The organism is Aromatoleum buckelii, assembly GCF_012910785.2.
Lineage (GTDB): Bacteria > Pseudomonadota > Gammaproteobacteria > Burkholderiales > Rhodocyclaceae > Aromatoleum > Aromatoleum buckelii.
The window spans coordinates 511,780-529,879 of the sequence record NZ_WTVH02000009.1; the positions used below are offsets into that span (position 1 = coordinate 511,780).

General features: G+C 64.6%; 21 protein-coding genes. 6 read left to right on the plus strand and 15 right to left on the minus strand.

Annotated elements, in window-relative coordinates:
* Window positions 1-19: 19 nt before the first annotated feature.
* Entirely contained in the window at window positions 20-1,381 is a 1,362-nt protein-coding gene (locus GO608_RS08550) for a chloride channel protein (RefSeq protein ID WP_169197389.1), read from the minus strand.
* 313 nt (window positions 1,382-1,694) lie between these two features.
* Between GO608_RS08550 and GO608_RS08555 the strand changes: the two genes are divergently transcribed.
* Complete coding sequence (locus GO608_RS08555) at window positions 1,695-2,210, plus strand: MarR family winged helix-turn-helix transcriptional regulator (protein WP_169197388.1); 516 nt, start codon at window positions 1,695-1,697, stop codon at window positions 2,208-2,210.
* 90 nt (window positions 2,211-2,300) lie between these two features.
* Here GO608_RS08555 and GO608_RS08560 read toward each other — a convergent pair whose 3' ends face one another.
* On the minus strand, window positions 2,301-3,479 hold the full coding sequence (locus GO608_RS08560) for a vWA domain-containing protein (protein ID WP_169197387.1): 1,179 nt from the start codon (window positions 3,477-3,479) through the stop codon (window positions 2,301-2,303).
* Between the two features lie 125 nt (window positions 3,480-3,604).
* Window positions 3,605-4,447, minus strand: a complete 843-nt coding sequence (locus tag GO608_RS08565) for an AAA family ATPase (protein WP_169197386.1) — start codon at window positions 4,445-4,447, stop codon at window positions 3,605-3,607.
* A gap of 180 nt (window positions 4,448-4,627) precedes the next feature.
* Here GO608_RS08565 and GO608_RS08570 point away from each other — a divergent pair, with 180 nt between their 5' ends.
* On the plus strand, window positions 4,628-4,960 hold the full coding sequence (locus tag GO608_RS08570) for a c-type cytochrome (protein WP_169197385.1): 333 nt from the start codon (window positions 4,628-4,630) through the stop codon (window positions 4,958-4,960).
* Entirely contained in the window at window positions 4,957-5,283 is a 327-nt protein-coding gene (locus tag GO608_RS08575) for a c-type cytochrome (protein WP_247002956.1), read from the plus strand. The genes GO608_RS08570 and GO608_RS08575 overlap by 4 nt, the downstream gene beginning before the upstream one ends.
* Window positions 5,284-5,307: 24 nt before the next feature.
* On the opposite strand, the gene GO608_RS08580 is transcribed toward GO608_RS08575, so the two are convergent.
* The 12 genes from GO608_RS08580 to GO608_RS08635 form a co-directional block, all read right to left on the minus strand.
* The gene (locus tag GO608_RS08580; protein WP_169197384.1) at window positions 5,308-5,739 is read right to left on the minus strand and encodes a DUF1841 family protein; all 432 of its coding nucleotides are present in this window, start codon (window positions 5,737-5,739) and stop codon (window positions 5,308-5,310) included.
* 23 nt (window positions 5,740-5,762) lie between these two features.
* On the minus strand, window positions 5,763-6,395 hold the full coding sequence (gene nth, locus GO608_RS08585; RefSeq protein ID WP_169197383.1) for an endonuclease III: 633 nt from the start codon (window positions 6,393-6,395) through the stop codon (window positions 5,763-5,765).
* A gap of 9 nt (window positions 6,396-6,404) precedes the next feature.
* Window positions 6,405-7,103: an electron transport complex subunit E gene (locus GO608_RS08590; RefSeq protein ID WP_169197382.1), complete on the minus strand. Its 699-nt coding sequence runs from the start codon at window positions 7,101-7,103 to the stop codon at window positions 6,405-6,407.
* A 13-nt stretch (window positions 7,104-7,116) separates the two neighbouring features.
* A complete protein-coding gene (locus GO608_RS08595; protein WP_169197381.1) occupies window positions 7,117-7,779 on the minus strand; it encodes an RnfABCDGE type electron transport complex subunit G in 663 nt (220 codons plus the stop codon).
* Window positions 7,776-8,783: an RnfABCDGE type electron transport complex subunit D gene (locus tag GO608_RS08600; protein WP_169197380.1), complete on the minus strand. Its 1,008-nt coding sequence runs from the start codon at window positions 8,781-8,783 to the stop codon at window positions 7,776-7,778. The genes GO608_RS08595 and GO608_RS08600 overlap by 4 nt, the downstream gene beginning before the upstream one ends.
* Before the next feature lie 2 nt (window positions 8,784-8,785).
* On the minus strand, window positions 8,786-10,432 hold the full coding sequence (rsxC, locus tag GO608_RS08605; RefSeq protein WP_169197379.1) for an electron transport complex subunit RsxC: 1,647 nt from the start codon (window positions 10,430-10,432) through the stop codon (window positions 8,786-8,788).
* On the minus strand, window positions 10,429-10,980 hold the full coding sequence (gene rsxB / locus GO608_RS08610; RefSeq protein WP_011238586.1) for an electron transport complex subunit RsxB: 552 nt from the start codon (window positions 10,978-10,980) through the stop codon (window positions 10,429-10,431). Before rsxB ends, rsxC begins: the two co-directional genes overlap by 4 nt.
* Before the next feature lie 92 nt (window positions 10,981-11,072).
* A complete protein-coding gene (gene rsxA / locus GO608_RS08615) occupies window positions 11,073-11,657 on the minus strand; it encodes an electron transport complex subunit RsxA (protein WP_011238587.1) in 585 nt (194 codons plus the stop codon).
* Window positions 11,658-11,761: 104 nt separating this feature from the next.
* Window positions 11,762-12,814, minus strand: coding sequence for a quinone-dependent dihydroorotate dehydrogenase (locus tag GO608_RS08620; protein WP_169197378.1), 1,053 nt, complete (start codon window positions 12,812-12,814; stop codon window positions 11,762-11,764).
* A 71-nt stretch (window positions 12,815-12,885) separates the two neighbouring features.
* Window positions 12,886-13,626, minus strand: coding sequence for an arginyltransferase (locus tag GO608_RS08625; protein WP_169197377.1), 741 nt, complete (start codon window positions 13,624-13,626; stop codon window positions 12,886-12,888).
* Window positions 13,627-13,636: 10 nt separating this feature from the next.
* Window positions 13,637-14,350, minus strand: a complete 714-nt coding sequence (gene aat / locus GO608_RS08630; protein ID WP_169197376.1) for a leucyl/phenylalanyl-tRNA--protein transferase — start codon at window positions 14,348-14,350, stop codon at window positions 13,637-13,639.
* Window positions 14,347-15,465 carry an ABC transporter ATP-binding protein gene (locus GO608_RS08635; protein WP_169197375.1) on the minus strand — a complete coding sequence of 373 codons (1,119 nt, stop codon included), beginning with the start codon at window positions 15,463-15,465 and terminating at the stop codon, window positions 14,347-14,349. The genes aat and GO608_RS08635 overlap by 4 nt, the downstream gene beginning before the upstream one ends.
* Window positions 15,466-15,593: 128 nt before the next feature.
* Between GO608_RS08635 and GO608_RS08640 the strand changes: the two genes are divergently transcribed.
* The 3 genes from GO608_RS08640 to GO608_RS08650 all read left to right on the plus strand — a co-directional run bounded on the left by GO608_RS08640 (window position 15,594) and on the right by GO608_RS08650 (window position 18,100).
* Window positions 15,594-17,276 carry an ABC transporter permease gene (locus GO608_RS08640; protein ID WP_169197374.1) on the plus strand — a complete coding sequence of 561 codons (1,683 nt, stop codon included), beginning with the start codon at window positions 15,594-15,596 and terminating at the stop codon, window positions 17,274-17,276.
* 42 nt (window positions 17,277-17,318) lie between these two features.
* A complete protein-coding gene (locus GO608_RS08645; RefSeq protein WP_169197373.1) occupies window positions 17,319-17,630 on the plus strand; it encodes a hypothetical protein in 312 nt (103 codons plus the stop codon).
* 104 nt (window positions 17,631-17,734) lie between these two features.
* Window positions 17,735-18,100, plus strand: a complete 366-nt coding sequence (locus GO608_RS08650; protein WP_247002958.1) for a hypothetical protein — start codon at window positions 17,735-17,737, stop codon at window positions 18,098-18,100.

The window sequence follows — 18,100 nt, forward strand, 5'->3', positions numbered from 1 at the left end:
TGCGGTAGGTGGCGTTTTTTTATTTCACGGAACTGCGACTGCCGGCGGACAGCATTGCGCTTTCGCGCTGCACCTGGGCAGTGGCCTGGCGCAGAGCCGGATACGAGAGCGCGTGGTAGAGCGGGATCGGTGCAACCGACTTCGAGAAGGCGTGAGACACGACTGCCGTCGCCATCAGCGGCAGCAGCATCTCGTGGTTCGCAGTCATCTCCATGACGATGACGAAGGACGTGATCGGCGTCTGCGTCATGCCGGCGAGGAACGCGACCATGCCGAGAACCAGGATCACGGCGCTGTGTTCCTCGGGCAAAAGGATCGCGAGGTCGGCGCCCAGGCCGGCGCCGACGGCGAGTGCCGGAGCGAAGATGCCGGCCGGAATGCGGCTGAGGAACGCGAGCCAGATCGCGGCCATCTTCGCGATCAGGAAGTAGAACGGCAGCGTCGCGGAGCCTTCGAGCGCGGCCTTCGATTCGGCATAGCCGGTGCCATACGTAACGCCGCCGCTCATCAGGCCGATGATCGCGGTGCCGAGGCCGCAGGCGGCGGCGAAGGCGATCGGCCGGCTGCGCGAGAATTCCCCGATCGTGCCGGGCAGTCCGCGCGAGGACGCGATCAGCAGGCGGCTGAAGAGTCCGCCCAGCACGCCGCCCGCGGCACCGCACATCAATACCGGCCAGATCCCGGCGGGCCACGTCAGGGCTGCGGGCGTGCGCCCGAAGTACGTGTAGTTGCCGAGCACGCCGAGCGACATCAGCCCGGCGAAGATCACGGCGATGAGCGTTGTGCTGTTCGCGTGAAAGGGCCGGTGGCGGCACATTTCCTCGATCGCGAACATGATGCCGCCGAGCGGGGTGTTGAACGCGGCGGCGATGCCGGCGCCGCTGCCGGCGACGATCAGGTCGCGGCTTGACGCGATGCGCGCCTTCTTGCGTCCGGCGAGCATGTGCATGACCGAGGCGCCGATCTGCACGGAAGGCCCTTCCCGGCCGATCGAACCCCCCGACAGGAGTCCGCCCAGCGTCAGCACGACTTTCGCGATCGCGATCCGAAACGACAGCAGTTTGTGGCGAATGCGCCGATCGTCGGTCATCGACGCGGCGATCGCTTGCGGGATACCGCTTCCTTGCGTGCCGGGGAAAAATCGCCGGGCGATCCAGGCCATCGCCGCGAAGCCGGCGGGAGCGATCAGCAGGGACAGCCACGGCGACACGTTCATGAGGTGTTGATGGGCGTCGATGGCGAGATCCGCGCCGATCGCGAAGAGGATCGCAATGAGACCGGCCAGCAGCGCTGCGCCGACGAGCAGGATGCGCTTGCCCCAACGGCCGACCGACAGCCACGGCAACGCATAGCGTCGGCCGCCCCGGGCAAACTGCCGCATGGCGCGGCCGGAAGGGGTTTCGTTACCGCCTGGCGAATCGAAGGACACGATGAGAGGAGTCAGTCAGTGTGCTGGACAGTCGCCCCACGCTCGGCGGCCGGCGATGAAAGTGAAAAAAACGTGCTCTGCACGGGGAAAGGGGCTGTTTAGATTCCTGCTTACCATGTTCTCGTACATATCGGGAAAGGTGTCGTCTTTTACCCAAAATAGGGTACGGAGGGAATCCCCTTTCCGCTACGATACCCGCGGCGTGTGCAGCTATTAAATGTTTTGACAAATATTTCCCGAATAAATATAGTTGGAGCCCTGATTCATGTCGCAAGAGCAGTCTTCGGCCTTGACAAAATCCCCGGAACGCAAGTCATCGGTTTCGCCCTTGTCGGTTTTGCAGCGTTTTCGCGTACTCATCCGCACTGCGCAGCGTCATTCGCAGTGGATCGAGCGCAAAAGCGGTGTCACCGGTGCGCAGTTGTGGGCGTTGCAGGAACTCAATGAAGCGGAGGGGCTGCGAGTCGGGGAACTGGCGGGGAGAATGGCGCTACACCAGTCGACCGCGTCGAACATGGTGGACAAGCTCGAGTCGGCAAAGCTGATCCGGAAGGAACGCACGAGCGTCGATCAGCGCGTCGTTCGACTGTACCTGACCGAGGCAGGGCGCGATCTGCTCAAGCGTTCTCCGTCGCCCGCCCGCGGAGTGCTGCCCGAGGCGCTGCGCCTGCTCGACGAAGATGCGCTGATGCGCCTGCAACGTGAACTCGACAGTCTGCTGCGGCAGATCAAGGATCTGGACGAAGGCTTCGGCATGCAGCCTTTGCCCTTTACCGAGTAGCAAACCGCGCCGGCGGTCTATCCCGGCAGTGTCTTGCGAACGTGCGGACAGCAGTTTGAAAGCGGCCTTCGGGCCGCTTCTTTTTTGCCATTACTGCTTCTTCGACAACTGCTGCATCGCCCGCTCGAGACCGCCGAGCGTCATCGGAAACATCCTCCCGCCCATGATCTGGTCGACGATCTCGATCGACTTGCGGTACGGCCACAGGTGCTCCGGTTCGGGGTTGAGCCACGCCGCAGCGGGCCAGGTGTCGAGCAGGCGGCGCAGCCACGCCGCGCCCGGCTCGCTGTTCATGTGTTCGATCGAACCGTGCGGGTGCAGGATCTCGTATGGGCTCATTGTCGCGTCGCCGACGAAAATCAGCTTGTAGTCGGGGCCGTAGCGGTGGAGCAGATCGGAAACGGCGATGTTCTCGCTGTGGCGCCGCGAGCTGTCGCGCCAGACTTTTTCGTAGACGCAGTTGTGGAAATAGAAATACTCGAGGTGCTTGAACTCGCTGCGGCACGCCGAGAACATCTCCTCGCAGACCTTGATATGGTCGTCCATCGAGCCGCCGACGTCGAGAAACAGCAGCACTTTCACCGCGTTGTGCCGTTCCGGGCGCATCATCAGATCGAGCCAGCCGGCGTTTCGTGCCGTCGCGGCGATGGTTCCATCCAGGTCGAGTTCGTCGGCTGCGCCTTGCCGCGCAAACCGCCGCAGCCGCCGCAGAGCGACCTTGATGTTGCGGGTGCCGAGTTCGACCGAATCATCGAGGTTGCGGTATTCGCGCTTCTCCCAGACCTTGATCGCCGTCCGGTTGCCCGCTGATTCGCCACCGACGCGGATGCCTTCCGGGTGGTAGCCGTTGTTGCCGAACGGCGAGCTGCCACCGGTGCCGATCCATTTCGACCCTCCCTGATGACGCTCTTTCTGCTCGCCGAGGCGCTTGCGGAACTCTTCCATCAGCTTGTCCCAGCCGAGCTTTTCGAGCTTCGCCTTGTCCTCGGGCGAAAGATGCTTCTTCATCATCGCCTGCAGCCATTCCTGCGGCAGCTCGGCTTCGAGCCCCGGAATCTCGGTGATTCCGTTGAAGTAGCTCCCGAACGCCGCGTCGAAACGGTCGTAGTGGGATTCGTCCTTGACGAGGCAGGTGCGGGCGTAGAAATAGAATTCGTCGATGCTGTGGCTGCAGGCGCCGTCACGCAGTCCTTCGAGGAGCGTCAGGAACTCGCGGGTGGACACTTTGAGCTGGCCCGCTTTCAAATGCAGGAAAAAGTCGATAAGCATGATCTGCTCCGTTCCCGAAATCGCCCGGGCGCCCGATTTCGAGCGCCCGGGGAAGACTTCGAGATGATTTCTTGTGGCGAGCGCAGTGGCGATGCCGGGAAAACAGTGGGGCAAACGCCCTGACGTCAGCGGTTGCTGCGCGCCATGAACACCAGCCGTTCGAACAGGTGAAGGTCCTGCTCGTTCTTCAGCAGTGCGCCGGCAAGCGGCGGGACTACGGCCTTCTGGTCCTTTGCCCGCAGCGCTTCGGGCGGAATGTCCTCGGCGACGAGGAGCTTGAGCCAGTCGATCAGCTCCGATGTCGACGGCTTCTTCTTCAGCCCCGGGACGTCGCGCAGGCCGAAGAACACTTCCAGTGCCTCGCGCAGCAGGTCGCGCTTGAGTCCCGGGAAATGGACGTCGACGATGCGCTGCATCGTGTCGCGATCGGGGAAGCGGATGTAATGGAAAAAGCAGCGGCGCAGGAACGCGTCCGGCAGCTCTTTTTCGTTGTTCGACGTGATGAAGACGATCGGACGATGACGCGCGCGCACCGTCTCGCGAGTCTCGTAGACGTGGAACTCCATGCGGTCGAGTTCGCGCAGCAGGTCGTTCGGGAATTCGATATCCGCCTTGTCGATCTCGTCGATCAGGACGACTGTCGGCGTTTCGGCGTCGAACGCCTGCCACAGCACGCCCTTGAGGATGTAGTTGGCAATGTCCTTGACGCGGTCTTCGCCGAGTTGCGAGTCGCGCAGACGGGACACCGCATCGTATTCGTACAGCCCCTGCTGGGCCTTGGTCGTCGACTTGATGTGCCACTGCAGTAGCGGAACGCCGAGCGCGTCGGCGACCTGCTCGGCCAGCATGGTCTTGCCGGTGCCCGGTTCGCCCTTGATCAGCAGCGGGCGCTGCAGTTTGATCGCGGCGTTGACTGCCAGCATCAGGTCGGGAGTGGTGACGTAGTCTTGTGAACCTTCGAAGCGCATCGGGAAATCCTCTGAGTAAACCGGACCGATTATAGGGCCAGCCTGCGCGGGCAAGGGCGCGCCGGATTGACGGATTTACGGAGTTTTTCGAAGAATGACAGGTATTTGCATTCCGCTTTAGGCGACGTAGAATTTTTTGCGGCCGTTTCAGCCATACTTAAAACAACCCGAGGAGACGCCATGCACGGACGACATTTGCTCATCGCCGCCTGTCTTGCGCTGAGTGGACCCGCCGCGTCGGCGCTGGAAGGCGACGCAGAAGCTGCCCAGGCCAAGACTTCGATGTGCATGGGGTGTCATGGCATTCCGGGCTATCGTACCGCGTTCCCGGATGTCTACCCGGTGCCGAAGCTCGGCGGGCAGCATGCGGCCTACCTCGTGCGCGCACTGCAGGCGTATCGCGACGGCGAACGCAGCCATCCGACGATGCGCGCGATTGCCGCGAGCCTGTCGGAGCAGGACATGGCGGACCTTGCGGCCTACTACAGCGTCGCGGGAGGAGAGGCGCAATGATGATGCGAAATATCACCCTCCCGGCGCTGGCGGCCCTTGCGCTGGCAGGTTTCCCCGCACACGCGGGCGATCCTGCCGCAGGCAAGGAAAAGTCGACGGTCTGCGCAGCGTGCCACGGCCCGGACGGCAACAGTCCGTCGCCGGAATTTCCGCGCCTGGGCGGGCAATACGAAGACTATCTCTACCAGGCGCTGCTCGACTACAAGACGGGCAGGCGAAAGAATCCGATCATGGCGGCCCAGGTCGAGAACCTGTCGCCTGCCGATCTGGGCGATCTTGCAGCGTACTTCGCCAGCCAGAGCGGCCTGTACCAGAAACGGTGAGCGCGAAGGGGAGGGGCACGCCGGCTAGTTCGAGCGTGCCCGGCGCAAGACACACGAAACGTAAGCCGGGCCGTCCGGTTGGGCGTTGTTGCGCTGCGCGTCGAAGAGCGTTTCGCCGAGGCATTCGAGCACGTCGTGGAGCGCATCGTGACGGTTGCCACGCCGGCGCTGGCACGCTTCGAACGCGGCGCGCAGGCCGGGCGGCTGGTCGATCGACAGTTGCTCCTCGATCGCGAGGTGGAACGACAGGTGCAGGAACGGGTTGATCTGTCCGTCCTCCGGCAGGAAATCGCGCGACAGCGAATCGGGGTCTTCGAGCAGTGCCTGATATTCGGGATGCAGGAGCACGAGGTCGGAGGCGATGTGTTCGAGCGGCGTCAGTACTTCCTTCGCCTGATGTTTCCGCCAGCTTTCGATGAAGAAGCTGCGTACCTGGTCACGTGAGGGATTGAACATCTTTTGGACTCGGTTGCTCTGGGTTAAACGGTCTTGTCGCGGAACTCGCACAGGTCGCGCACTCGGCAATCTTTGCAGCGCGGCTTGCGCGCCGTGCAGACGTAGCGCCCGTGCAGGATCAGCCAGTGATGGGCATTGTGCAGGTATTCCTTCGGCACCCGACGCATCAGAGCCTGCTCGACGGCGAGAACATCCTTGCCGGGAGCCAGGCCGGTGCGATTCGCGACGCGGAAAATATGAGTGTCGACCGCCATCACCGGTTCGCCGAAAACAGTGTTCAACACGACGTTGGCGGTCTTACGGCCGACGCCGGGTAGCGCTTCGAGAGCTTCGCGGCTACGCGGCACTTCGCCGCCGTGGCGCTCGAGCAGTAGCCGCGACAGCGCGACGACGTTTTTCGCCTTGTTGCGGTAAAGGCCGATCGACCTGAGGTGTGCGGCAACATTTTCCTCCCCGAGGCTCAGCATCGCTTCGGGAGTCGGGGCGACAGCGAACAACTCGCGGGTCACCAGGTTCACGCTCTTGTCGGTGGCCTGTGCCGAAAGCACCACGGCAACCAGCAGCTGGAAGGGCGACCCGTACTCGAGCTCCGTCGTCGGGCTCGGATTCGCCGCAGCCAGGCGGTGGAAAAATTCACGAATCGCGTCGCGTTTCATCCGGCCGGTTCAGGGCGCCGCCGAAGCCGGGGCAGCCCCTTCGCTGTCGCTCGCCGGGCGCGCTGGCTTGCCGACTGCCGCACGCATGCGGATCCGGTTCGACAGCGCGATCAGGCAGCCGAGCGTAAAGAACGCGCCAGGGGGCAGCACGCCGATCAGGAAACCGGGGTAATCGTCGCCGAACACCGCCAGCGGAGACAGGCCCGGGATCAGCATTTCGATCCCCGAAAACAGCGTGCCGCTGCCGACCAGTTCGCGAATGCCGCCGAGCACGCCGAGCAGCCACACCAGCCCGAGTCCCATCATGATTCCGTCGACGGTGGACGACACCGGATCGTTCTTTGCCGCGTACGCCTCGACCCGCGCGAGGACGATGCAGTTCGTGACGATCAGCGGAATGAAGATGCCCAGCACCAGGTAGAGATCGTGCAGGTAGGCGTTGAACGCGAGGTCAACGACCGTCGTCAGCGCGGCGATGATCAGGATGAACACCGGGATCCGGATCTCGTACGGGATGAAGTTGCGCAGCGACGCGACGGCGAAGTTCGACACGGCCATCACGACCACGGTCGCGAGCCCGAGGCTCACGGCATTGACGACGCTCGTGCTGACCGCGAGGATCGGACACAGGCCGAGCAGCTGCACCAGGCCGGTGTTCTGCTTCCACAGGCCATTCCACGCGTTTTCACGAAAAGTCTGGAGATTCATTGCTGTTTTTCCATCAGATCGCGCTGCCGGTGGACGCGGCAAACAGCGCATCGCGGTGCTCGGCTGCATATTCGAGGACCCGCCCCGTCGCGTTCGTCACGGCACGTGCACTGATCGTCGCGCCGATGCGATATGCGAAGATGCCGCCGTCGCGCTTGACTTTCCACTGCACGGGCGCAACCTCCGCGAACGACATCCCGGCGAATTGACCAATCCACGGCTGCGTCTTGTTGCGATCCTTTCTGGGGTCGATGTAGTCACCGAGCCCCGGCGTTTCCTTGTGCGCGGTCACGCGAACACCGCCGAGGCGGCCGTCGGCGCCGACCGCAACGACGAGCTGGATCTTGCCGCCGTAGCCGTCGGGCGCGGCCGCTTCGAACACGAGGGCCGCAGGAACGCCGGCGCGACGCGCGCGATAGATGCGCCCGCCCCGGTCAAGGCCCAGCTCGGGCGTCGGTCCGGCGGCGACGAAGTCTTCGAGGAGCGTGTTGTCGTAGCTGCCCGGCGGAAGCACGTCGTTGATCAGGCGCATCTTCTGCTCCTGCTCGGACGCTTCGATCGCCGGCCGGGTCGTGCGGTACATCTGCGACATCATCGCGGTGAAGGCGAGCGTGAACACAATCATGATGCCGGCAGTGCGCAGCGAGGTACGGGTGGCGGTATAGCGGTCGCTCATGGCCGGCTCCCACGATGACCGAACACCACTGGTTGCGTCTTCATGTCGATCAGCGGCACGCAGAGGTTCATCAGCAGCACGGCAAACGCGATGCCTTCGGGGAAGGCGCCGAATACCCGGATCAGGTAGGCAATGACTGCGATGCCGGCGGCGAAGATCAGCTTGCCGCGCGGCGTCGTCGCACCGGAAACGGGGTCGGTGACGATGAAGAACGCAGCAAGCATTGCGCCGCCGCTGGCGAGGTGGAACAGCGGCGGCGCGAAGCGCGCGGGTTCCGCGAGCCAGAAGATGCCCGACACGACGGCGAGCGTCGCGATGAACGCGACCGGCATGTGCCAGGTGATGATGCGACGCGCGAGCAGGAACAGACCCCCCGCAAAATAGCCAAGCGCCAGCCATTCCCATCCGCGGCCGCCGACGGCGCCGAACGTGCCGCTTTGCTGCAGCACGCTCTCGACGCTCGCGCCGCTTGTCCGCAGCCCGGTGCGCATCGCGTCGAGCGCCGTCGCGCCGGTGATCGCGTCGAGCTGCCGGGCACCGCCGAGCACGAGGTCGAGCTGCGTCTGGAAGTCGATCTGTCCGGCCGGCGGCCATTGCGACATCAGCGACGGGAACGCGACGATCATCGCGCAATACGCGACCATCGCGGGGTTGAACGGATTCTGGCCGAGCCCGCCATAGAGATGCTTGACCGCGACGATCGCGATCAGCACGCCGAGCACCGTGACCCACCACGGCAGGATCGGCGGAAAGCACAGGACGACGAGCCACGCGGTGACGACGGCCGACAGGTCCGACAGCGCCGGGGCGACCGGCCGCTTGCGCAGCATGAGGATCAGCGCTTCGGCGGCGAGCGCGGTCACGGTCGCGATCAGCAGGTTGACGACGACGACCGAGGCGACCTGCACGACGTAGGCGGTGACGCCGGGAAGAAGCGCGAGCAGCACCGCGAGCATCACGCTCTGGACGCTCGCGGGCTTGCGGATGTAGGGAGAATGGATCATGTTCAGAAGGTTGCGTCGCTGTCGTGCAGGTGCGGCTGCTCGCGCCGGCTGGCGATGTCCGGTTGTGTGCCCGGTCCGCCCGCGTGAGAGGTGGCCGTATTTGCTGATTCGGTCGTCCCCGCCTGCTGCTTGGCGCGGGCGAGCGCTGCCGCGATGAGGACTTTTTTCGGGTCGTCTCCGGCTGCGGCGTCGGTCCCGGCGGCCGACCCGCTCAGCTTGGCTCGCGTTTCGGCAGCTTTCGCCGCGAGTTTGGCAGCTTTTTCTTCCTTTTCCCGCTCCTGCCGATAGTTGCGGAACTCGAACCGCTCGCGCGCCTGATCGGACGCCTTGAGCTCGCGCTCGCGTGCCCAGATCTCGCTCTTCGAAAAGCGGAAATAATCGACGAGCGGAATGTGCGAAGGGCAAACGAAGGCGCAGGAGCCGCATTCGATGCAGTCGAAGAGGTGATATTCCTGCGCTTTGCCGACGTTCTTCGCACGCGAGAACCAGTACAGTTCGAACGGCTGCAGGTCCGCGGGGCACGCGCGCGCGCACGCGCCGCAGCGGATGCACGGCAACTCGGGCGGCGGGGGTGGGAACAGCGCCGGCGACGCGGCAATGATGCAGTTGCTCGTCTTGCCGATCGGCACCGACAGGTCGGCAATGGTAATGCCCATCATCGGGCCGCCCATCAGATAGCGGTCGGTGTCCGGTTTCGGCGTCGCGAGCGCGAGCAGCGTCTCGACGGGGGTGCCGACGAGTACTTCATAGTTGCCCGGATGGCTGACGTTGCCGGTCAGCGTCACGACGCGCGACACCAGCGGTTCGCCGTGGTGGATCGCGCGGTGGACGGCATGGGCCGTGCCGACGTTGAAGCACTGCACGCCGAATTCCGTGCCGAGCTTGCCGTGGGCGATTTCGATGCCGGTCAGCACGCGGATCAGCTGCTTTTCGCCGCCTGCGGGGTACCGAGTGGGAATCGCGATGATCTCGACGGGTGCGGGGAAGTCCGCTGCGGCTTCGCGCATCGCCCGGATCGCTTCGGGCTTGTTGTCCTCGATGCCGACGAGCGTGCGGCGTGCGCCGATCAGTTCGTGCAGGATCGCCGCGCCGGAAACGATCTCGGCGGCGCGCTCGCGCATCAGCCGGTCATCACAGGTGATCCACGGCTCGCATTCGGCGCCGTTGATGATCAGGGTTTCGATGCCGTGGCCGTTGCCGAGCTTGATGTGGGTCGGAAAACCGGCGCCGCCCATGCCGACAATGCCGCACGTGCTCAGGTACCGGAGCGCTGCTTCGCGCGAGACGGCACGGTGGTCGAATGCGCGGCGCTCGATCCATTCGTCCTTGCCGTCGGGCTCGATGACGACCGCCAGCGTGTCGAGGCCCGACGCATGAGCCATCGCGCAGGGAGCGATGCCTACGACCGTGCCGGACGTCGAGGCGTGGACGTCGGTACCGAGCGGACCTTCGCCGGCGCCGATGCGTTCGCCCTTCCGCACGCGCTGACCGGGCGCGACGAGGCAGCGGGCGGCTGAGCGCACGCTCTGGCGCAGCGGAATCGTGAGGCGCGGCGGCAGCGGTGCGGCAGCGATCGGTAGGGATGAGGACTCGTTCTTGTGGGAATCCGGCTTGACGCCGCCGTGAAAGTTGAACAGACGGGCGATCATGCCGCGGACCTCAGATCAAACACCGGGTATTTCCATTTCCAGGTCTCGAGCGTTTCCGGGAGGGGCGTCATCGCGATGCAATCGACGGGGCAGGGCGCGACGCATAGTTCGCAGCCGGTGCATAGCGCCGGGACGACCGTATGCATGTGCTTCGCCGCTCCGACGATGGCATCGACGGGGCAGGCCTGGATGCACAGCGTGCAGCCGATGCACAGTTGCTCGTCGATCCGCGCGACCGATTTGGGTTTTTCCTCGCCATGCTCTTCGGACAGCGGCTTGAATTCGCGCCCGAGGAGGTCGGCGAGTTTGCGTATGCCCTCCTCGCCGCCCGGCGGGCACTGGTTGATGTCGGCTTCGCCGTTCGAAATCGCTTCCGCATACGGCTTGCAGCCGGGGTAGCCGCACTGGCCACACTGGGTCTGCGGAAGGATCGCATCGATTTTTTCGACCAGCGGATTGCCTTCGACCTTGAAGCGGATCGACGCATAGCCCAGTGCTGCGCCGAGCACGATGGCAATCCCGGTCATGACGAGGAGGGCGGTCAGCATGATGAAATGTCGCTCAGTGAGGCGCAGCAGCGTAAACGTTCGCGCCCGCCCGCGTGTTGCGTCTTGTCAGGAGTGGGTAAGTTGATTTTCAATTACTGAAACCGGTCCAGGCCCGCGAAGCCCATGAACGCGAGGCTCATGAATCCGGCGGTGATCATCGCGATCGCGGTTCCCTTGAAGGGCGCGGGGACGTCGGCGCCGTCAAGGCGTTCGCGGATGCCGGCGAACAGGATCAGCGCGAGCGTGAATCCGATCGACGAGCCGAAGCCGAACAGCAGCGACTCGAGCAGGTTGTAGTCGAGCGCGACGCTCAGCAGCGGGACGCCGAGCACTGCGCAGTTCGTCGTGATCAGCGGCAGGTAGATCCCCAGCACCTGGTGCAGCAGCGGACTCGTCTTCTGGATCACCAGCTCGGTAAGCTGCACGATCGCCGCGATGACGACGATAAACGACAGCGTGCGCAGGTAGGCGAGGTCGTACGGCTGCAGCAGGTAGTGGTCGATCAGGTAGCTCGTGCCCGAGCCGAGCGTCAGCACGAACGTCGTCGCCGCACCCATGCCGATCGCCGTTTCGAGTTTTTTCGACACCCCCATGAACGGACACAGCCCGAGGATGCGGACGAAAACGACGTTGTTGACCAGGACCGCGCCGATGACGACAAAGATGTAACTACTCATGATCCAGTACCGGGTGTAATCGCGGGATTATCGCCGCCATCAGTCCGCTGCTCAAGCGTGGTCGGGTTATAGGCTTATGCCCATTCGTGCCGCTTGGCGGCCGGTCAGGCGCCGAAGGAAGCGGATGCGGCGGCGCGGCCGGAGACGACGAAGTCCGTCGTCGCCCGCACGCATTCCCCGATGAGGGATGGGCCGCGGTAAATGAGGCCGCTGTACACCTGTACCAGCGAGGCTCCGGCAGCGAGCTTCGCGCAGGCGCCACGTCCGTCAAGGACGCCGCCGGCCGCGATGATCGGCAGTTCGCCGGCGAGCGCCCGGGAGAGCTGCACGACGACCGCGGTGGAGGCTTCGAAGACCGGCGCGCCCGACAGCCCGCCCTGCTGTTCGGCGTAGCGCACGCCCTGGACCTTGTCCCGCGCGATCGTGGTGTTCGTCGCGATCACGCCGTCGATGCGGTGGCGGCGCAGCGCGTCGGCGATGTTGGTGACCTGAGCCGGCTCGAGATCGGGAGCGATCTTGAGCGTCAGCGGCACGTAACGCCCGTGCCTGTCCGCCAGCTGCTGCTGGCGTGCCTTAAGCCGGCCGAGGAGGTCGTCGAGCTCGGATTCGCCCTGCAGTTGCCGCAGGTTCTTCGTGTTCGGCGACGAGATATTGACGGTGACGTAGCTTGCCAGCGGGTAGACCTTGTCGAGGCAGGCAAGGTAATCGTCGGCCGCGCGCTCGATCGGCGTGTCGAAGTTCTTGCCGATGTTGATGCCGAGGATGCCCCGGTATTTTGCCGCCCTGACGTTCGCGACCAGCGCATCGACGCCGTGATTGTTGAAACCCATGCGGTTGATGATCGCGCGCACTTCAGGCAGGCGGAACATCCGCGGGCGGGGGTTGCCGGGCTGAGGGCGCGGCGTGATCGTGCCGATCTCGAGGAAACCGAAGCCGAGGCGCGCGAGACCATCGATCGCCTCGCCGTTCTTGTCGAGGCCGGCGGCCAGGCCGATGCGGTTCGGAAAGCGCAGCCCCATGACGTCGACGGGGTCCGATTCCGCCGGGGTTCCGGCGGGCAGAACGCGTCCGAAGAAATGGAGCGCGGCGAGGGAGAGTTCGTGGGCGGTTTCCGGGTCGAGCGAAAACAGCAGCGGGCGGGCGATGTCGTAGAGCATCGCGGGATTTTACCGGTTTGGAGGTCGCCTCGCTCCAGGGTTTTTGCTCACTGCGCCGTGGCCCCGTCTCCTTACTCGGAGGCGCGATCGCGCAGCGGATCGATGTCGCGCCATTCTCCGCGCAGCCGGCCCTCGAGCGGATGGAAACGGACTTTGTAAGTCATCTTGCGGCTTTCCTTGATCCAGTAGCCGAGATAGAGGTACGGCAGCTTGAGGCGGCGGCACACTTCGATCTGCCACAGGATGCCGTACGTGCCGTAGCTCGCGTGCGTCTGGTCCGGATCGTAGAACGTATACACGCTCGACAGGCCGTCGCTGAGCCGGTCGATGACGCTCACCATGCGCAGCGCGTCGCCTTCACGGAATTCGACGAGGCGGGTGTCCACATGACTCTGCAGCAGAAAGTGCGCGTACTGCTCGCGGTTGTCCTGGTCCATTCCGCCACCGGCATGGCGCGACGCCTGGTAGCGCTGGTAGAGCGCGTAATGCTCCTCGGAATACGCGAGCGGCTGCTCGTTGGCGCGCAGCTCGTGGTGCATTTTCCAGGCGCGACGCTGGCTGCGGTCGGGTTCGAAGCGCTTGACCGGGATCCGGACCGGCACGCAGGCCCGACAGTGGTCGCAGTACGGGCGGTAGGTGAACATGCCGCTGCGGCGAAAGCCGTTGCGCACCAGCTCGCTATACACCGGCGTATCGATCAGATGGCCGGGCGTCGCGACCTGCGAGCGCGCGACACGGTCCGACAGATAGGAACACGTATAGGGCGCCGTGGCGTAAAACTGGATCAGCGCGTAGGGATAGTCCTTTTGCATGTTCGATCCGTCATGAGAAATTTCGCGAAATCTCCGCCGCTCCCTCGCAGCTCCAGTGTCCAGGCCCGGGGCCTTCATTCGTCCAGCTTGCCAGGCCGGCGCAAAACCTGGCGCGCGGCATCTCTTCGGCGCCGAGCGACAGCAGGTGGGCTGTTGTCATCTGGCAGTCGATCGCGGCGAAGCCGAGCCGTTGCAAATGTACCGCGAGGTGAGCGAGCGCCACTTTCGATGCGTCGTTTCGGCGACTGAACATCGATTCGCCGAAAAACGCCCTTCCCAACGCGATGCCGTACAACCCGCCGACGAGAGTCCCATCGACCCACGATTCGACACTGTGCGCATATCCGAGTTCGTGCAGGCGCAGATAGGCTTGCCGGATTTCGGTGCTGATCCACGTTCCGCCGCCAGGCTCGCGGGGTTCGGCGCACGCGGCAATGACGTCGGCGAAGGCGGTGTCGAAGCGGACTTCGAAGCGTTGCTGCCGGAGCGTGCGGCGCAGCGAGCGGCTGATCCTGAGATGCGCGGGGATCAGCACCAGTCGCGGGTCGGGGCTCCACCACAGGATGGGCTGGTCTTCGGTGTACCACGGGAAGATTCCCCGCCGGTACGCAGCCAGCAGCCACGCCGGCGAAAGCTCGCCTCCCGCGGCGAGCAGGCCATCCGGATCCTCGAGCGCCTGCTCGACAGGCGGAAAATCCGGTCGTCCCGCGAGCCAGGGAATCATGCCGCGACGTGGACGAGCCGGTGCTCCTGGCGAGTGTGCACCGCGTCTTGCGAGTCTTTCTGGAACGTGACGACGTGATCGACATCGAGGCGGATGCCGATTTTCTCGCCGATCGCGTGATTGTGATGGCTCGGCACCAGCGACAACACCCGCGCGCCGCTCGCCAGCCGCAACGTATACAGAATGTCTGCCCCGCGAAACGCCTTGTGCACGACTTCGGCCTTCATCGCGCTGGCATCGTCATGGACGATGTCGTCGGGGCGCAACAGCACTTCCACCGTGCAGTCGCGGTCGCAGTTCGCGCAGCCGATCCCGCACTCGACGGGGATCGCGCTGTTGAGGACGCCGAGTTCGACTTTCACTTGGTGATCGTTCAGCACCAGGCCGGGCAGGAACACGCCCTGGCCGATGAAGTCCGCGACGAAACGGTTCGCGGGCCGGTGGTACAGGTTGTATGGCGTGTCCCATTGCTGGATGCGCCCTTCGTTCATGATGCCGATCTCGTCGGCGACCGCGAAAGCTTCGTTCTGGTCATGGGTCACGAGAATCGCCGTGGTGCGCGTTGCCTTGATGATGTCGCGCACTTCGTGCGACAGGCGCTCGCGCAGTTCCACGTCGAGATTCGAGAACGGTTCGTCGAGCAGCAACAGGCTCGGGCGCGGAGCCAGCGCGCGCGCCAGGGCCACGCGCTGCTGCTGGCCGCCGGACATTTCGTGCGGGTACTTGTGGCCCTGATGGTCGAGGCCAACGATGCGGAGCAGTTCGGCGACGCGTTCGCGCCGCTGCGTCTTGTCCATGTCGCGCAGGCCGAACGCGATGTTTTCCGCAACCGAGAGGTGAGGGAACAACGCGTAGTCCTGGAACACCATGCCGATCCGGCGACGTTCCGGAGGCAGGTGGTGGCCCTTGCCGCTGACGACCACGCCATCGAGCCGAATTTGGCCTGCCGCCACCGGTTCGAAGCCGGCGATGCACCGCAGCACCGTGGTCTTGCCGCAACCGGAAGGCCCCAGCAGACATCCGATGCTGCCTTTTTCGAGTCGCAAGGAGAGCTTGCGCACGACGCGCTGAGCGCCGTAGGCGAGGTCGATGTCGGCGAGTTCAAGGTGAGACATGACGGATCCGATACGGTAGAGGATTTCGCACGGATCATTATTGCATCGCGGCAATCCAAATGCGATCAATTATAATTCGTCACAGTTTGCTGCGCGGAAGGGTCCGCGGCACCGTGCGCGGGAGTGTGATGAAGTTGCTAGGAGGGCTGGAGAGGCTGGTACGGGATGCATCGTGGCTGACGCTCGGCGCGCTTCTCATCGCCGTGCTGATCGCGACGCCGGTGATATCGGTATTCTCGAACGTCTTCACCGGAGGCACTTCCGGGACCTGGTCGCACCTCGCAAGCACGGTGTTGCCCGAGTTCATTCGCAATACCGTGATCCTGTGCCTCGGCGTCGGGCTGGGCGTCGCGAGCATCGGGATCACGACGGCCTGGCTGACGACGATGCTCGATTTTCCGGGGCGGCGTTTTTTCCAGTGGGCACTCGTCCTGCCGCTTGCGGTTCCGGCTTATGTGATGGCCTATGTCTATACCGATTTCCTGCAGTTCGTCGGGCCGGTGCAAAGCTGGCTGCGCGAGACGTTCGGCTGGCGCGCCGGACAATACTGGTTTCCCGACGTGCGCACACCGGGCGGCGCGGTCGCGATGTTCATGTTCGTGCTCTACCCGTACGTCTATCTGCTCGCCCGCACCGCGTTCCTCGAGCGGGCTTCGGGCATGCTCGAAGCCGGACGTTCGCTCGGCCTCGGGCCGTGGGGCTGTTTCTTCCGCGTGTCGCTGCCGCTGGCGCGCCCGGCGGTGATTGCCGGCACCGCGCTGGCCCTGATGGAGACGCTGGCCGACTTCGGCACGGTTGCCTATTTCGGCGTGCAGACTTTCACGACCGGCATCTACCGGGCGTGGTTTTCGCTCGGCGACCGCATCGCCGCGGCGCAGCTGTCGGCGGCGTTGCTGGCGTTTGTCGTGCTCGTCCTCGTGCTCGAACACGCCAGCCGAGGCCGCGCGCGCTTCAACAACACGTCACGCCAGCAGACGACGCCAGTTCCGATCCGTCTGTCGCCGCTTGTCGGGATGATGGCGGCGCTCGCCTGCTTCATGCCGCTGCTGCTGGGTTTTCTGCTGCCGGCCGGGCTGTTGCTCGACATGGCGTTCTCGGACGGGGACGTCCAGTTCGGCCCGCGCTTTCTCCACCTCGCGCGCAACAGTTTCGTCCTCGCCTCGGTGACGTCGGTGCTCGCAGTGTTGCTGGCCGTGGTGCTCGCGTACGCCGCGCGGCTCGCCCGTTCGCGACTGCCGCAGATGTTCAACCGGGTCGTCGGCCTCGGCTATGCGGTGCCCGGGTCGGTGATCGCGGTCGGCGTGCTGATCCCGGTGACGCGCCTCGACACCCAGCTCGCGGCGTGGTGGCAGGACGTGTTCGGCGTCAATCCCGGGCTGTTGCTGACCGGAGGCATCGCGGCGCTCGTGTATGCTTATCTGACGCGCTTCCTCGCGGTGGCCCTGCACACGGTGGATTCGAGCCTCGGCAAGATCACTTCCAGCATGGACGACGCGTCGCGTTGCCTCGGGCTCGGACGGTTCCAAACCCTGCGTCGGGTCCATGTGCCGATCCTGCGCGGCAGTCTCCTGACGGCGGGCCTGCTGGTTTTCGTCGATGTGATGAAGGAACTTCCGGCCACGCTGGTGATGAGGCCGTTCAATTTCGACACGCTGGCGACGCAGGCGCACACGCTCGCAGCGGATGAACGCCTGACCGAAGCTTCGACGGCAGCCCTGACGATCGTGGCGGTCGGCCTGTTGCCGATGTTCCTGATTTCGCGCCAGATCGTCCGCGGGCGACGACGCACGCTGGAGGAAGCAGAAGTCTAGTCGCCGCGGTGAGACCGCGCTCTTAACGATGTGGAGTAGGACATGAAAGTACTGATGTGGTGTGACAACTTGGCGACCCGCAGGGACCTGGAAGCGGCGTGGATGGCAGCCGGATTGACGGTGCTCAAGAAAAACACGACCGAGGTGCCGGACTGTATCGTCATCGACATGGCGGTGCGCAACCCGTGCGTGCGCATCGCCGAACTTCGTGCGGCGCATCCGCAGGTCGACATCATCGCGTTCGCGTCCAAGTTCGACGCCGAGGCGTTTGCGGCAGCCCAGGAGGCTGGCGCCACCGAAATGGCCGCGCAAAACTCGATCGTGGAGCGGGTCACACGGCGCGCGCCCAAGTGAACAGGGTGGGCCGGCTGCTGTCATGTCACCGGTTTGTGGTCTGTTCGACACAAACAGGGCGACTTTGAAAGCATGAATTCAGCGAACGATGAGATAATGCCGCGATGAACGCACCACAACCGACTTCCCCTCGCCGCCGCATGCAGGAACTCCTGGAGATCCCTGATAGCCAGCGCACCGAGGCCGAGTGGGACGAACTCATCGAACTCGAAATTTCAATGGCTCCGGGCAACCGTGAAGGCGCTCCGCAGCCGGGCGCCCGGCGCATGGATTCGGGAACGGGAGGGCCGCGCAAGCCGGGGCGGCACGCGAAACCGGGCAGCGGCCAGCCGCGCTCCGGGCCACAGGGCCCGAGACCTCCGGCCCAGCCGAAACCGCAGGGCCAGGCGAAACCGGCCGAAGACGGGCAACCCAGAAAACCGGCAAGAAAGTTCCGCAAGCGGCCGCCGAAGGAAACGCCGCCGCAATAA